The sequence below is a fragment of the Actinomadura sp. K4S16 genome, assembly GCF_008327685.1.
Taxonomy (GTDB): Bacteria; Actinomycetota; Actinomycetes; order Streptosporangiales; family Streptosporangiaceae; genus Spirillospora.
Genome location: NZ_BDDE01000013.1, coordinates 231,102 through 246,194, shown reverse-complemented (window position 1 = coordinate 246,194; position 15,093 = coordinate 231,102). Strand labels below are relative to the sequence as shown.

Here is a 15,093-nt window from a genome sequence, read left to right as displayed (position 1 = left end):
CCGCCCCTGCCCCGGGCGGGCGGCGGCGTGTGATGGTAAACGTTTGCCATGGGCCCTGATCCGGCTGTGGCGGCGGTACGTCTTGCGGTGCGCCGGGTTCTCGCCGACCTCCCTGAGGGGGCGATGGTGCTAGCCGCGTGCAGCGGGGGCGCCGATTCGCTCGCTCTCGCTGGGGCGCTGGCCTTTGAGGCGCCCAGGGCGGGACGTCCGGCCGGAGGCATCACGATCGACCATGGCCTCCAGGACGGTTCGGACGAGCGTGCCGATGCGGTGGTCCGCACCATGGCGGACCTCGGCCTGGACCCATCAGGATCCGTCGCCGTCACCGTTGATGGGGGCGGCGGCCCCGAGAACGCCGCCCGCGACGCCCGATACGCCGCCCTGGACGATGCCGCCCATAGGTTGGGGGCCGCTGCCGTCCTGCTCGGTCACACCCAAGACGACCAGGCCGAAACCGTCCTGCTGGGGTTGGCGCGTGGTTCCGGAGCCCGGTCGCTGGCCGGGATGCCCGCCAGCTTCAGGCGCTCCCAGGGCGTCTTGTATCTGCGGCCCTTGCTGGACCTAAACCGCGCCACAACGCGCCGCGCCTGCAAGGCCATGGGGCTCGACCCCTGGGACGACCCTCACAACATCGACCCCGGTTACGCGCGCGTGCGCGTCCGGCACGAGGCCCTTCCCGCCCTGGAGAAGGCGCTCGGCCCCGGAGTGGCCGAAGCGCTGGCGAGGACGGCCAGGATGCTGCGCGACGACGCAGACGCCCTTGACGAGTTGGCCGCTCGCGCCTACTCCGACCTGGAGGCGTCGGAAGACGGCTACGGCGCGGCCGTCCGTCTGGAAGGGCTCGGAAACCTGCCCAGAGCCGTCCGCACGAGGGTCCTCCGGATGGCGGCGGTGAGGGCCGGCAGCCCACCGGGTACGCTCGCGGCGGTCCATGTCGATGCAGTGGATCGGCTGGTCACGGCCTGGCACGGCCAGCGGCACGTGGATCTGCCCGGGGGGCTGCGCGCCCTGCGGAGGTCTGGGAAGCTGCTGTTCGGCCCGGTTTGACGTCGCGGCGTGTGCGCATCACCACGTGCCGCGTCCGCAGCGCACCTGAACGGCGCGCGGCGGTGTCCGTCCGACGTCCGTCCCACCGGACGGGCGAGGTCTGAGCTATGAGGGTGGGGTTGTGGACGAGAAGGACCTGGGCAAAGACCTGGCGAAGGTACTGATCCCCGAGAACGACCTGCAGGCCAAGGTGAGGGAGCTCGCCGCGCAGATCGACGCCGACTACGAGGGCAGGGACCTGCTGCTCGTCGGGGTCCTCAAGGGCGCCGTCATGATCATGGCCGACCTGGCGCGGGCGCTGCACTCGCCCGCCTCCATGGACTGGATGGCCGTGTCGTCCTACGGCTCGGGGACGAAGTCGTCCGGCGTCGTCCGCATCCTCAAGGACCTCGACACCGACATCCTCGACCGGCACGTGTTGATCGTTGAGGACATCGTCGACTCGGGCCTGACGCTTTCCTGGCTGGTGAGCAACCTGCGCTCGCGCAACCCCGCCTCGCTGGAGATCTGCGCGCTGCTGCGCAAGCCGGAGGCCGTCAAGACCGACATCGACGTGAAGTACATCGGCTTCGACATCCCCAACGAGTTCGTCATCGGCTATGGGCTCGACTACGCGGAGCGGTACCGGAACCTCCCCTTCGTCGGCACCCTGGCCCCGCACGTGTACGGCGGCGAGGGAGCCTGAGCACCCTGGGGCTTGAGCCACCGACGGAGCCCGGGTGACCGGAGAGACCCGAGCGACTGGAGGGCCGATCGCCCCGGACAGGGCCACACTGGTCAGAGGCGTACCAACGCTCCCAGGGAACAAGGGACCGTGACGAATCGTTGCAAAGGTCGTTGACGGGTATAGGCAAGGGATGCGGGAGAACGGCGTCGGCTGCGTCTCCTGCGCCTGCGGTGTACCGTCGGTGTCCCGGACCCCGGGTTCGGGAAGTCGAATGAGGGAAGCCGCCACGGAGGGACCGGAGCCCCGGGCGACGGGCCTTCCCGTCGGTCGCATTGTTGGTCGCAGTGGCGTTCGTCCCCCGGGACGGGCGAGGATCACACACAGACGTTGGTCAGGAGGGACGGGCCCCTCAGGGGTAACCGGATAAATGGACGTGAAGCGCTACTTTCGCGGGCCGCTGCTGTGGATCCTGCTGTTCGGCCTCTTGGTCGCCCTTGTCATGTGGGGCGTCAACCCCGGCCGTTCGTTCGAGAAGGTCGACACCTCCAAGGTCGTCCAGGAGATCAACGCGGGCCAGGTGAAGTCCGCCAAGATCATTGACAAGGACCAGCGGATCGAGCTCACGCTCACCAACGGCAAGCAGCAGCAGAGCTCCTGGGTCGACGGCCAGGGCCTCCAGCTGCAGCAGCAGCTGCAGAAGCAGGCCGACGCCGGCAAGCTGTCCGGCGGTTACAACGTTGATGTCCCGAAGCAGAGCTTCTTCCTGAACCTGCTGTTCAGCCTGCTGCCCATCGTGGTGATCGTGCTGATCTTCCTGTTCATCATGAACCAGATGCAGGGCGGCGGCTCGCGCGTGATGAACTTCGGCAAGTCCAAGGCCAAGCTCATCACCAAGGACACCCCCAAGACCACCTTCGCCGACGTGGCCGGGGCCGACGAGGCCCTGGAGGAGCTGGAAGAGATCAAGGACTTCCTGCAGAACCCGGCGAAGTTCCAGTCCATCGGCGCCAAGATCCCCAAGGGCGTGCTGCTCTACGGCCCGCCCGGCACCGGCAAGACGCTGCTGGCGCGCGCCGTCGCCGGCGAGGCCGGCGTCCCCTTCTACTCGATCTCCGGCTCCGACTTCGTCGAGATGTTCGTCGGCGTGGGCGCGTCCCGGGTCCGCGACCTGTTCGAGCAGGCCAAGACCAACGCCCCCTCGATCATCTTCATCGACGAGATCGACGCCGTCGGCCGGCACCGCGGCGCGGGCCTCGGCGGCGGCCACGACGAGCGCGAGCAGACCCTCAACCAGCTGCTGGTCGAGATGGACGGCTTCGACGTCAAGGGCGGCGTGATCCTGATCGCCGCGACGAACCGCCCCGACATCCTCGACCCGGCGCTGCTGCGCCCCGGCCGCTTCGACCGCCAGGTCACCGTGGACCGTCCCGACCTGGAGGGCCGCAAGGGCATCCTCCGCGTGCACGGGCGCGGCAAGCCGTTCGCACAGGACGTCGACCTGGACGTGATCGCGCGCCGCACCCCCGGCTTCACCGGCGCCGACCTGGCCAACGTGATCAACGAGGCGGCGCTGCTCACCGCGCGCTTCGACCGCAAGCTGATCGACATGGACACCCTCGAGGAGTCCATCGACCGCGTCATGGCCGGGCCGGAGCGCAAGACCCGGGTGATGTCGGAGAAGGAAAAGAAGATCATCGCCTACCACGAGGGCGGGCACGCGCTGGTGGCGCACGCGCTGCCGAACTCCGACCCGGTGCACAAGGTGACGATCCTGCCGCGCGGGCGGGCCCTGGGCTACACCATGACCCTCCCCATGGAGGACAAGTTCCTCACGACCCGTTCGGAGATGACCGACCAGCTCGCCATGCTGCTGGGCGGGCGCACCGCCGAGGAACTGGTCTTCCACGAGCCCACCACGGGCGCGGCCAACGACATCGAGAAGGCCAGCTCCATCGCCCGCAACATGGTGACCGAGTACGGCATGAGCGAGCGCCTCGGCGCGCGCAAGTTCGGCACCGGGCAGGGCGAGGTCTTCCTCGGCCGCGACATGGGCCACGAGCGCGACTACTCCGAGGACATCGCCTCCGCGATCGACGACGAGGTCCGGCGCTACATCGAGGCCGCGCACGACACGGCGTGGGAGATCCTCGTCGAGTACCGCGACGTCCTGGACGAGCTGGTCGTCAACCTGATGGAGAAGGAGACGCTTTCCAAGAACCAGGTGCTGGAGATCTTCGCGCCGATCCAGAAGCGGCCGCACCAGAACTCCTACACCGGCTACGGCAAGCGCCTCCCGTCCGACCGTCCGCCGGTGCTCACGCCCAAGGAGCTCGCCCTGCTCGGCCCGCAGGACGTCACCGACCTGACCAAGAACAACGGCCAGGGCGGCGTCACCTCTGAGGCCGTCGACCCGGCCCCGGGCGAGAGCTGACGGCCTTGGCGATCCCGTACGACGAGGCGCCGATCGAGAACGACCCGCCGGGCGAGACCCTGCACGGCGGGCGTTTCGACCACGCGCGCATCGAGAAGGCCGTCCGCGAGATCCTGATCGGCATCGGGGAGGACCCCGACCGTGACGGGTTGCGCGACACCCCCGCCAGGGTGGCGCGCGCGTACGCCGAGCAGTTCGCGGGCCTGCGCCAGCAGCCCGAGGACGCGCTGACCACGGTGTTCGACGCCGACCATGAGGAAATGGTCCTGGTGAAGGACATCGAGGTGTACTCCGTGTGCGAGCACCACCTGGTGCCCTTCCACGGGGTCGCGCACGTGGGCTACACGCCCAACAAGAAGGGCCAGATCACCGGTCTGTCGAAGCTGGCCAGGCTGGTGGACGTGTACGCGCGCCGGCCGCAGGTGCAGGAGCGCCTCACCAGCCAGGTGGCCGACGCGATGATGACCGTGCTGGAGCCCCGCGGGGCCATCGTGGTGATCGAGGCCGAGCACCTGTGCATGACGATGCGCGGAGTGCGGAAGCCGGGCGCGAAGACGGTGACGTCGGCGGTGCGCGGCGACTTCCGCGACCACCCCGAGACGCGGTCCGAGGCGATGAGCCTGATTCTCGGCCGCTGACGCGACTTCGGGGCTCCCGGAGTCGCCTGAACGTCTGAACGGGCCTCAGCGTCGCGCTGAGGCCCGTTCTGCTGCTTCCGGAGAGGGTATGCCGGACGGATGAGGCGGTCGATGCGCCGCCCTGGCAGGTCGATTCCAAGGCATAGGGTGGGGTGACATGACCACTGCCGCCGTTCCGGGGCTGCCCGAGCCAGGGCGCTGCCTCGTCATGGGCGTGGTGAACGTGACCCCCGACTCCTTCTCGGACGGCGGCGCCTGGTTCGACCCTGAGAAGGCCATCCGCCATGGGCTCGACCTCGTGGCCGAGGGCGCCGACATCGTCGACGTGGGCGGCGAGTCCACGCGCCCCGGCGCGCAGCGTGTGACGGAGGAAGAGGAACTGCGCCGCGTCGTCCCCGTCATAGAGGCGCTCGTGGCCGAGAACGTTCCGGTGAGCGTCGACACCATGCGCGCCGAGGTCGCCGAGGCCGCCGTCAACGCGGGCGCCCGGCTGGTGAACGACGTGAGCGGCGGCCTGGCCGACCCTGACATGCCGCGGGTGGTGGCCGCCGCGGGCGTCCCCTACGTGGTCATGCACTGGCGCGGCCACAGTCACGACATGCAGACCCGCGCCGTCTACACGGACGTGGTGCGCGAGGTTCGCGACGAGCTGTCGCACAGGGTCGACGCCGTGCTGGGGGAGGGCGTCGATCCCTCGATGATCGTGCTCGACCCGGGGCTGGGCTTCGCCAAGAACCCGGAGACGGGGCACAACTGGTCGCTGCTCGCCCATCTCGACGCGTTCACGAGTCTCGGCTACCCCGTCCTCGTGGGAGCGTCCCGCAAAGGATTCCTGACAAGGCTCCTAGCGGAGCCGGACGGGACGCGCCGCCCCTTCGGCGAATGCGACGACGCGACCGTGGCCATCACGTCTCTCGTGGCGGCCGCCGGGGCGTGGTGCGTAAGGGTGCACAGGGTCCGGCCCAACGCGGACGCCGTACGAGTGGCGGCCGCGATGCGCGCGGCGCGTCCGGTCAGTTACAGCTACGACGGCGCCAGCTACGACGGCGCCAGCTACGACAATGGGAGTCCCCGCCTATGAGCCGTGCCGTGAACCGCGCCGACGTGGACGAGGTCCATGCCGAGTTCTACGCCGCGTTCGAGGCCGGCGACTTCGACCGCATGTCGGCGGTCTGGGCGGACGGCCCCTACGCGGACGGCGTCTCCTGCGTGCACCCCGGTTGGACGATGCTGCGCGGACGAGAGGCGGTGCTGCGCTCGTGGGTGCTCATCATGGCCAACACGTCCTACATCCAGTTCGTGCTGACCGACGTGGAGACGGACGTCTACGGCGACCACGCCGTGGTGACGTGCAAGGAGAACATCCTGACCGCCGACGAGGACACCGAAGCCGGATTCCTCGCGGGTGGAAGCATCGTGGCGACGAACGTGTTCGTACGGGCGGGCGGTGAGTGGCGGCTTCTGCTTCACCACGGTTCACCCGTCCTCAACGTCGTGGATGCAGAGGAAGAATGACTCTCGACCGCATCGAGTTGCGCGGCCTTAGGGCGCGGGGAAGGCACGGATGCCTGCCCGCCGAGCGCGAACTGGGCCAGGAGTTCGTCGTGGACGCCGTCCTCGGCCTGGACACGCGCCCCGCCGCGGAGGGCGACGACCTCTCGCGTACCGTCGACTACGGCACGCTCGCCGGCAAGCTGGTCGCCGCCGTCGAGGGTGAGCCCCTCAACCTGCTCGAAACGCTGGCCGACCGGTTGGCGAAGATATGTCTGGAAGATCGGACGGTGTCCGAGGTCGAGATCACCGTCCACAAGCCGAGCGCCCCGATCCCGCACCCCTTCACGGACGTCGCCGTGAAGATCAGGAGGAGTCGCCCATGACAGCGTCCGACCGCATGCCCGACCGCACCGCCACCGGCGGGCACATGCTGGTCCAGCACCGTGTCGTGTTCTCGATCGGCAGCAACCTCGGCGACCGGATGGACAACATCCAGGAAGCTGTCGACGCGCTGTTCGACGCACCCGGCCTGCACTTCGTGGCGTTCTCCCCGGTCTACGAGACCGCCCCCTACGCGCCGCCCGGGGAGAGCATCCCCGAGCAGGGCGACTTCCTCAACATCGTGCTCATCGCCGACACCCGCCTGCCACCGGAGAACCTCCTGGAGCGGGTCCTGAACATCGAGAACTCGATGCGGCGCGAGCGCGAGGTCCGCTGGGGCCCCCGCACCCTCGACATCGACATCGTGACGTTCGGCGACATCACGTCCGACGATCCCGATCTGACGCTCCCGCACCCCCGCGCGCACGAGCGCGCCTTCGTCCTCGTCCCGTGGTCCGACATCGAGCCGGACGTGCTGCTCCCCGGACACGGCCGCGTCGGCGACCTGGCCGAGGCCAAGCAGGCGGAGGGCGGCCCCTCGGCCTGCCGGCGGCGCGACGACCTGGCCCTCCAGCAGCCTGCATGAAGCCCTCCCGCCCACTGTTCCTCGTCGCCGTCGTGGTCGTCATAGCGGTGATCACCTGGGCGGTGCTGCGCTCCGCCTACCTGTCGCTGCCGCCGCTGCCGTGGACCGCGGTGCCGACGCTGCTGCTGCTCGCCCTGGGCGAGGCCTTCACGGGCCTGAACGTGCTGCGCCGCATCCGCCGCAAGCCCACCGACCGGCGTACGGTGGACGCCGCGCGCAAGCCGGCGCCCAAGCCGCTGGATCCGATGGCGGTGGCGCGCCTGGCGGCCCTGGGGAAGGCCAGCGCGCATTCGGCGGCGGTCATCGCGGGCGTGTTCGCCGGGTTCGCCATCAGCCTCGTCGGCGCGCTCGAGAAGTCGACCCCCCGGCACGACTTCTTCGTGAGCGGCGCCACGTTCCTCGCGGCGGTCGTGCTGGTGGCGGCGGCGTTCTTCCTGGAGTACGCGTGCCGGGTGCCCAAGGGCCCGGACGACGAGCACCAGGGCCACGGCGCGTCCCGCGCCTGAGCGACCGCCGCCGCGGTGCTACTTGTCGATGTCGCCGACGACGAAGAACATCGAGCCGAGAATGGCGATCATGTCGGCGACCAGGTTGCCGGGCAGCAGTTCGGCGAGCACCTGGACGTTGTTGAACGACGCGGACCGCAGCTTCAGCCGCCACGGGGTCTTCTCGCCCCGTGACACCAGGTAGTAGCCGTTGAGGCCGAGCGGGTTCTCCGTCCAGGCGTAGGTGTGGCCCTCGGGGACCTTCAGGACCTTCGGCAGCCGCTGGTTGATCGGGCCGGGCGGCAGTTCGGCCAGGCGGTCGAGGCAGGCGTCCGCCAGGTCGAGGGACGCGTGCACCTGGTCGAGCAGGCACTCGAAGCGGGCCAGGCAGTCGCCCTCCGACCGGGTGACCACGCGGACGTCCAGGTCGCCGTAGGCGAGGTAGGGCTCGTCCCGGCGCAGATCGAAGTCCACACCGGACGCGCGCGCGATGGGCCCGGACACCCCGTACTGCAGGATCTGCTCCCGCGTGAGGACGCCGACCCCCCGGGTGCGAGCCCGGAAGATCTCGTTGCCCATGATGAGGTCGTCGATGTCGCCCATGCGGGCGCGCACCTCGGAGACCGCCGTCCGCGCGCGCGCCGTCCAACCGGCGGGAAGCTCCTCCTTCAGCCCGCCGACCCGGTTGAACATGTAGTGCATGCGCCCGCCGGAGATCTCCTCCATGACCCGCTGCAGGACCTCGCGCTCGCGGAACGCGTAGAAGATCGGAGTGATGGCGCCGACTTCCAGCGGGTAGGAGCCGAGGAACATCAGGTGGTTGAGGATCCGGTTCAGCTCGGCCAGCAGTGTCCTCGCCCAGACGGCTCGTACCGGGACCTCCATGCCGAGCATGCGTTCGACGGCGAGCACGACGCCGAGCTCGCTGGAGAACGCCGACAGCCAGTCGTGCCGGTTCGCCAGGACGATGATCTGCCGGAAGTCGCGGACCTCGAACAGCTTCTCCGCGCCGCGGTGCATGTACCCGACGATGGGCTCGGCGGCCGAGATGCGTTCGCCGTCCAGGGTGAGCTTCAGCCGGAGCACACCGTGCGTGGACGGGTGCTGGGGGCCGATGTTCAGGGTCATGTCCTCGGTGGCGAGCTCTTTGGCGCCCGCACCGATCCCGACGATCCGTTCGGTGGTCATGGTCGCGCCTCCGCCACTCCGATCACCGCTTCATGGTCCCATGGCGAGCGGTAGTCGTTATCCGATTGACTAGGGGGCAATGAACGCGAGCCACGGCGAACCGCCATACGATCCCGCCGCGCACCCTGGACCGCAGGGCGCGGTGCGTCCGCCCGCGCCGTCCGACCCGGGCCACGGCGGTCAGCCCCCTGGTCAGGGACAGGTAGGGGCACCTTACCCGCCGCAGCAAGGGCCGCCTCTCTACCAGGCGGATCAGGCGTTCGCGCCTGGGGCCGGCCTCCACTGGTCGCCCATCTCGAAACGCCACGCCTTCCACAGGCTTCTCACAGCGGTCCTCTGGGCGATCCCCGTCGGCGGGGTGGGCGCTTTCATCGTATGGAGGAACGGCACCGTCGTGGCGGCCTCCATGTGGGTCGCCGCTGTCGTGCTCGGGGTGATCCTCACCTGGCTGGTCGCGGAACTGGACCGCAGGGCCTACGGCTATGTCGAGCGTCAGGACGACCTCATCGTGACCCACGGTGTCTTCGTCCGGCGGCTCATCGTGGTTCCGTACGGCCGGATGCAGTTCGTGGACGTCACCGCGGGGCTGCTGGAGAGGTGGATGGGCGTCGCCACCGTCCGGATGCACACCGCGGCCGCGGCGACGGACGCGACGATTCCGGGGCTTCCCTCCGCGGAGGCCGCGCTCCTGCGTGACCGTCTCGCGCAGAAGGGCGAGGAACGGAGCATGGGCCTATGAGCGGCCCCTATGGCCCGTACGGCCCGCCTGGCCGACCCGGGCCACCGGGCCCGCCTGGGCCCTATGGGCAACCGGGACCACAAGGGCAACCCGGGCCCCACGGGCAGCCTGGCCCCTACGGGCGCCCTCCGGGGCCTCCGTACCCGCCCCCACGCCCTGGGTACGGTCCGCCTCGTCCGCCGTATGTGTACGGCCCGCCGCAACGGCCGCCCGTCCGGTTCTCGGAGGGCACGCACAGGCTCCACTGGGCGACGGCCCCGCTGCGCGCGTTCATCTTCCTCATCATCTACTTCGTCCTTCTCGGCTTCCCCCTCCTGCTGACGCAGACGGACAGCGGCGTCACCTTGGCGCTCACACCCGAGGTGATCCTGCGGTTCATCATCGTGACCGTCCCCATGGGGTTCATCGCGGTGGGGACCGGCCTGTGGACGTGGCTGTCCCTGCGGTTCCGCGTCGACAAAGACGACCTCGTCGTGGAGACCGGCATCCTGCGCAAGAACGCGCGGCGCATCCCGCTCTCGCGAATCCAGGCCATCGACGTCGTGCGTCCGCTCGTGACGCGGGTGTTCGCGCTTTCGGAAGTGCGCGTGGAACTGGCAGGAGGCGAGAAGAGCGAGATCGCCCTCCGCTACCTGGGACGGCAGTCGGCGCAACAGCTGCGCGCCGAACTCCTGGCCCGCGCCGCCGGGCTTCCGGGCCACACCCCGGAGGCCCCCGAACGGCACCTGTGGCGCGTGTCGTTCGGCCCGCTCCTCGGGTCGCTGGTCGTGCGGCTGCCCGTCCTGGGGACGGTGCTGCTCTTCCTCGCGTCCCTCATCTTCTTCGTGCTGTACGCGGAGGGCGGCATCCTGGCCGTCACCATCCCGGTCCTGCTCGGCCTCATCCGAGCCGTGATCGCGCCGCTGGTCATGTACGCCAACTTCACGGTGGCGATGTCACCGGACGGGATCCGCCTGCGCTACGGCCTGCTGGAGACCCGGATGCAGACGCTCCCGCCGGGACGCGTCCAGGCCGTCAGCATCGTCGAACCGGCGATCTGGCGCACCCTCGGATGGGCCCGCGTCGACGTCACCGTCGCCGGATACGCGGGCGAGCGGCAGGCGCTGTCGTCGACCCTGCTCCCCGTCGCGCCGCGCCACGTCGCCATGCACCTCGTCTCGCAGGTCTTCCCGGGGACGCACGTGGACGCCGTCCCCCTCATCCCGGCGTCCTCCAAGACCGTGTCGATCGACCACGCGGACGGCGCGGGCACCGACGACGTCGTCTTCGTGACCCGGCACGGGTGGCCCTGCCGCCGCACGGACGTGATCGCACACGCGCGCGCGCAAAGCGTCCGGTTGACCGCGAACCTCTTCCAGCGGCTGCTGGGCCTGGCGACCGTCCATGTGGACGCGCCCCCAGGCCCGGTCCAGGTGTCCGCGGCGGACCGCGAGCTCGGCGAGGCCCGCGCGATCGTCGAGTCCACCGCGCGCCGGGCCCTCGCCGCCCGCCGCGCCGGCGGCGGGGACCCCACCCACTGGGCCCGCTGACGGTCATCCAGAGGAAGTCATCTCAGGGCGGCCCGGTTTCGTCACCTGGGGCGGAGAAGCGCGGGAGCTGGAATTCCGCCGGAATCGCCACAGCGGGCTCCCCATCGCCCGCAAGTTGGGCGGCAACCGACTCGACTCGGTGTCAGAGTCTCTATAGTCGGCCGCATGGACCTTCATCCAGCCCAGTCGGACTCCTCCCATTCCGGCTTGTCCAGAACCGGCTCGAAGCCGTTCGGGATCGCTTTATGGATCTCGGGCTGGCTGCTGTCACTCCTCGGCCTGGCCATGTCTCTGGGGATGCTTCTCTATTTGGGATACAGCGGCCGAACGTTCTCCTGGGAGTACTTTCTCATCTTCCCGTCGATGCTGGCGGGCGGGGCGGTGGTTCATTGCGGCCAACTCCTCCGGTTGAACGGGAGAAGGCGTCTCGCGAAGATCGCACCTTTTCCCGCGGACGGCGACGTGTTCGTCCTGTACCTCAGAGCCTTCTACCGCGATGCGGAAAAGACCGGTCTCGAGCGGTCCTGGTTGCGCCCCGAAGCCTTGATGTCGCTGCCGCACCTCGGGACGTTCTTCTTCTCCGGCCACAGCATCGAAGAACACCTGATCTCGTCCCTGCGCGGCCTGGGGCCGGTCATAGCCGTGGGAATCCCCGGCGAGCCTCTGCCGCCCGCCGGAGCCCGGCGCCTGTACATGCCGCAGGACGGCTGGGAAGAGCCGGTCAAAGACCTCATGTCCCGGGCTCGAATGGTCGTCATCGCTCTTGATCCCCGTCCGGTCGCCACCTCGGGGGGAACCGACGGCGCTTCCGGGCTCGTCTGGGAATTCCTCCAGGCGACCCGTATCGTGCCGCCCGAGCGGCTCCTCTTCGTCGCCCCCGAGACAGAGGAGGCGTTCGACCTGTTCCGAGCCGAGGTCGCCAGCGCGCTGCGAGGCTGTTCCGCCGAAGAGCGCGCATCCGTCCCCGAATTGCCGGAGTTCCGCCCGGCCGCGAGGGAATTCATGAACAAAGAGCGCTCCAGTGGCGGTCTGATCACTTATTCAACCGACTGGGCTCCGAGCTTCTCGCCGTTGCCTCCCGCCTTTCCGCTCTACGACGTCCTCCGAGCGAGGTTGCGTGGCGCCCTGCGTCCTGTCAAGGACCGGTTGGCCGCATATGAGGACGGGCTGCCGCAGGCGAATGATCCAGGCCTTCAGGACTGGCGGCGGCGCGCGGAGTTGATCGCGCTCATGCGAACCGTGCTCCTCGTCCTTTTCGGCTTTGAGTTGGTATCCGCAACACTGCGCCTGGGCCTCCCGAAAGGGATCGGAGAGTGGTCCCTGATCGTCTTGTCATTCCTCTTCACGTTGCTCATCCTGCACGTCACGGGGAAAATGGCTAGAGACGCCCGGATCCGTTCTGTGCCGCCGCCCGGAGGGCGGGGCTCGGACGGGATCGGTCCCCGGCGGATACCCCCATGATGCGCTCGCGCTGCGCGCAGTGTCGAAGGCCGGTGCCAAGCCGCGACCCCGGACGGGTTTTCCACAGAATCGCGTTCTGCTTCCGAGCCCCTCGGCGTCCCCCGACGATGGAACGCGTCGGCCCGCCCGAGGGGGGAGGGCGGGCCGACACCGTCAGAAAGGGGCAGGCCGGTGGTGCGAGGCACATATCGTCTGGGCATGAGCGATCTGGCCTATGACCCCTGGTCCCCCGCGTTCGTGGCGGACCCGTACCCGGTGTTCGAGCGGCTGCGGGCCGAGCATCCGGTGTTCTTCCACGAGCCCACCGGCCAGTGGGTGATCAGCCGGTACGAGGACGTCGACGCGCTGCTGCGCGACCGGCGCCTCGGGCGGTCGTACCTCCACATCGCCACCCACGAGGAGTTCGGGCAGATGGCCGAGCCCGACTTCCTCAAGCCGTTCTGGGACCTGATCCGCGCCGGGATGCTCGACGTGGAGCCGCCCACGCACACGCGGCTGCGGCGCCTCGTGTCCAAGGCGTTCACGGCGCGGATGGTGGAGGGCCTGCGCCCGACGATCAGGCGCCTCGCCGAGGAACTGGCGTCGGGGCTCGCGGACCGGGGCGGCGGCGACCTGCTCGCCGAGGTCGCCGAGCCGCTGCCGGTGAACGTGATCGCCGAGATGCTCGGCGTCCCCGTCGAGGACCGGCATCTGCTGCGCCCCTGGTCGGCCGACATCTGCGGCATGTACGAGCTGAACCCGCCCGAGGAGGCCCAGCGGACGGCCGTCCGCGCCGCCGTGGAGTTCTCCGACTACCTGCGGGGCCTGGCCCGCACCAGGCGGAGCGATCCGCGCGACGACCTCATCTCCGCGCTCGCGCACGTCGTGGACGAGGGCGACCGGCTCACCGAGGACGAGCTGATCGGCACCTGCGTCCTGCTCCTCAACGCGGGCCACGAGGCCACGGTGAACGCGACCGGCAACGGCTGGTGGACGCTGTTCCGCAACCCCGGTGAGCTGGAACGCCTCCGCTCCGACCCGTCGCTCGTCCCCACCGCGGTCGAGGAGCTGCTCCGCTACGACACCCCGGCGCCCATGTTCGAGCGCTGGGTGCTGGAGGACATCAGGGTCGCCGGCGTCGACATCCCCCGTGGCGCCGAGGTCGCGCTGCAGTTCGCGTCCGCCAACCGCGACCCGGAGGTGTTCGCCGACCCGAACCGGCTCGATCTCGCCCGCGACCCGAACCCGCACATCACCTTCGGCCTCGGCATCCACTACTGCCTGGGAGCGCCCCTGGCCCGCATCGAACTCGTGGAGTCGTTCGGCGCGATGCTGCGCGCGGCCCCCGCTCTCCACCTGACCGCCGAGCCGGAATGGAAGCCCGGCTTCATCCTCCGCGGCCTAACAGCCCTCCACGTGGAGCGCTAACCGGTCGCCAGCGGAGGGGGGAGCGGGATGGCGGTGGTTTGGGCTAGCCAGCCGAAGCCGCCCAGGCCGGACGGGTCGGTCAGTTCGGCGTCCTCGCCCGCGTGGCAGAGGGCGGCGAGGTAGGCGCGGGGGTCGCGGTGGGCCAGGTCCAGCGGGGGGCGGGCGCCCGAGAGGCCGAGGGCGCGCAGGGCCTCGCGCTGAGTCGTCAGGAGGCTGGACGTGGCGCCGGCGCGCTTCCCCGCGACCATGCAGGCGTCGAGCGCGACATGGGCGGTGACGTCGCACGATCCGTCCGGCACGGCGGGGACGGTGGCGCCGTCGCGGTAGCCGGTGAGCGTCCCGTACACGGGGCGCGACTCGCGCGAGTGCGAGTAGTCGACGGCGAGCGCGAGGCCGGCGGAAAGGCGTTCGATCACCGCGGACCAGGCGGCGCAGCGCGGATGCCCGATCTCGGCGCGGTCGCCCGGTTCGGGGAGCGGCCACCACCGCTCCAGCCAGTCGCGGTCCTCGTCGGACGGCGGCGGCCCCGGGCGCTCGGTGCCGGTGAACGGGTCGACCAGCACGGTCCGGACGCCGTCGGGGGTGCGTTCCGCCACGTCCAGCGGCACGTTGTCGAGCCACTCGTTCGCGACGACGAGGCCGGTGACGCCGGAGGGCAGGTCAGGGCGCCAGACGACCCGGGACGGGACGTCGGCGGGACGCGGCGCGAGCTCCACCGCCGTCGGGGCGAGCCGCGCGCTCAGCTCGGGTGGCGCGCAGGCCAGGATGTTGCTCAGCAGGCGGCCCGACCCGGCGCCGATGTCGACCACGTCGAGCCGGTCGGGCCGGCCGAGCAGGGCGTCGACCTCGACCAGCAGGCGGGTGAGGGCGGCGGCGAACCGCGGCGAGGCGTGCACCGAGGTTCGGAAGTGCTCGGCGGGGCGTTCGCGCCGGTAGAAGCCGTCCTCCCCGTACAGGGCCCGCTCCATCGCGGTGCGCCACGTCAGCCATCCGGAAACCAGCGACTCCACACCAGCGACGTTACCGTGAGTGGCGGAGTC

General features: G+C 70.0%; 15 protein-coding genes. 13 read left to right on the top strand and 2 right to left on the bottom strand.

Annotated elements, in window-relative coordinates; translation table 11 throughout:
- Positions 1–48: 48 nt before the first annotated feature.
- The 9 genes from tilS (at position 49) to K4S16_RS16245 (ending at position 7,750) form a co-directional block, all read left to right on the top strand.
- Positions 49–1,047, top strand: coding sequence for a tRNA lysidine(34) synthetase TilS (tilS, locus tag K4S16_RS16285; RefSeq protein WP_149259790.1), 999 nt, complete (start codon positions 49–51; stop codon positions 1,045–1,047).
- A gap of 121 nt (positions 1,048–1,168) precedes the next feature.
- A complete protein-coding gene (hpt, locus tag K4S16_RS16280; protein ID WP_149259789.1) occupies positions 1,169–1,732 on the top strand; it encodes a hypoxanthine phosphoribosyltransferase in 564 nt (187 codons plus the stop codon).
- Positions 1,733–2,141: 409 nt separating this feature from the next.
- A complete protein-coding gene (gene ftsH / locus K4S16_RS16275; protein WP_149259788.1) occupies positions 2,142–4,145 on the top strand; it encodes an ATP-dependent zinc metalloprotease FtsH in 2,004 nt (667 codons plus the stop codon).
- A gap of 32 nt (positions 4,146–4,177) precedes the next feature.
- A complete protein-coding gene (folE, locus tag K4S16_RS16270) occupies positions 4,178–4,783 on the top strand; it encodes a GTP cyclohydrolase I FolE (protein ID WP_149260152.1) in 606 nt (201 codons plus the stop codon).
- A 157-nt stretch (positions 4,784–4,940) separates the two neighbouring features.
- Positions 4,941–5,864 carry a dihydropteroate synthase gene (gene folP, locus K4S16_RS16265; protein WP_149259787.1) on the top strand — a complete coding sequence of 308 codons (924 nt, stop codon included), beginning with the start codon at positions 4,941–4,943 and terminating at the stop codon, positions 5,862–5,864.
- A complete protein-coding gene (locus K4S16_RS16260; protein WP_149259786.1) occupies positions 5,861–6,298 on the top strand; it encodes a nuclear transport factor 2 family protein in 438 nt (145 codons plus the stop codon). The genes folP and K4S16_RS16260 overlap by 4 nt, the downstream gene beginning before the upstream one ends.
- Entirely contained in the window at positions 6,295–6,660 is a 366-nt protein-coding gene (gene folB, locus K4S16_RS16255) for a dihydroneopterin aldolase (protein WP_149259785.1), read from the top strand. Before K4S16_RS16260 ends, folB begins: the two co-directional genes overlap by 4 nt.
- Positions 6,657–7,244 carry a 2-amino-4-hydroxy-6-hydroxymethyldihydropteridine diphosphokinase gene (folK, locus tag K4S16_RS16250; RefSeq protein WP_149259784.1) on the top strand — a complete coding sequence of 196 codons (588 nt, stop codon included), beginning with the start codon at positions 6,657–6,659 and terminating at the stop codon, positions 7,242–7,244. Before folB ends, folK begins: the two co-directional genes overlap by 4 nt.
- The gene (locus K4S16_RS16245) at positions 7,241–7,750 is read left to right on the top strand and encodes a DUF3180 domain-containing protein (RefSeq protein WP_149259783.1); all 510 of its coding nucleotides are present in this window, start codon (positions 7,241–7,243) and stop codon (positions 7,748–7,750) included. Before folK ends, K4S16_RS16245 begins: the two co-directional genes overlap by 4 nt.
- Positions 7,751–7,768: 18 nt before the next feature.
- On the opposite strand, the gene K4S16_RS16240 is transcribed toward K4S16_RS16245, so the two are convergent.
- Positions 7,769–8,917 carry an NADH-quinone oxidoreductase subunit D gene (locus K4S16_RS16240; RefSeq protein WP_149259782.1) on the bottom strand — a complete coding sequence of 383 codons (1,149 nt, stop codon included), beginning with the start codon at positions 8,915–8,917 and terminating at the stop codon, positions 7,769–7,771.
- Between the two features lie 394 nt (positions 8,918–9,311).
- Between K4S16_RS16240 and K4S16_RS45775 the strand changes: the two genes are divergently transcribed.
- The 4 genes from K4S16_RS45775 to K4S16_RS16220 all read left to right on the top strand — a co-directional run bounded on the left by K4S16_RS45775 (position 9,312) and on the right by K4S16_RS16220 (position 14,053).
- Positions 9,312–9,656 carry a PH domain-containing protein gene (locus tag K4S16_RS45775; RefSeq protein ID WP_235036845.1) on the top strand — a complete coding sequence of 115 codons (345 nt, stop codon included), beginning with the start codon at positions 9,312–9,314 and terminating at the stop codon, positions 9,654–9,656.
- Between the two features lie 185 nt (positions 9,657–9,841).
- On the top strand, positions 9,842–11,185 hold the full coding sequence (locus tag K4S16_RS16230; protein ID WP_235036844.1) for a PH domain-containing protein: 1,344 nt from the start codon (positions 9,842–9,844) through the stop codon (positions 11,183–11,185).
- Positions 11,186–11,350: 165 nt separating this feature from the next.
- Positions 11,351–12,646, top strand: coding sequence for a hypothetical protein (locus tag K4S16_RS16225; protein ID WP_149259779.1), 1,296 nt, complete (start codon positions 11,351–11,353; stop codon positions 12,644–12,646).
- 198 nt (positions 12,647–12,844) lie between these two features.
- A complete protein-coding gene (locus K4S16_RS16220) occupies positions 12,845–14,053 on the top strand; it encodes a cytochrome P450 (RefSeq protein ID WP_149259778.1) in 1,209 nt (402 codons plus the stop codon).
- Here the strand turns inward: K4S16_RS16220 and K4S16_RS16215 are convergent.
- On the bottom strand, positions 14,050–15,063 hold the full coding sequence (locus K4S16_RS16215) for an SAM-dependent methyltransferase (protein ID WP_308800799.1): 1,014 nt from the start codon (positions 15,061–15,063) through the stop codon (positions 14,050–14,052). The two genes, K4S16_RS16220 and K4S16_RS16215, sit on opposite strands and share 4 nt — an antisense overlap.
- Positions 15,064–15,093 lie beyond the last annotated feature (30 nt).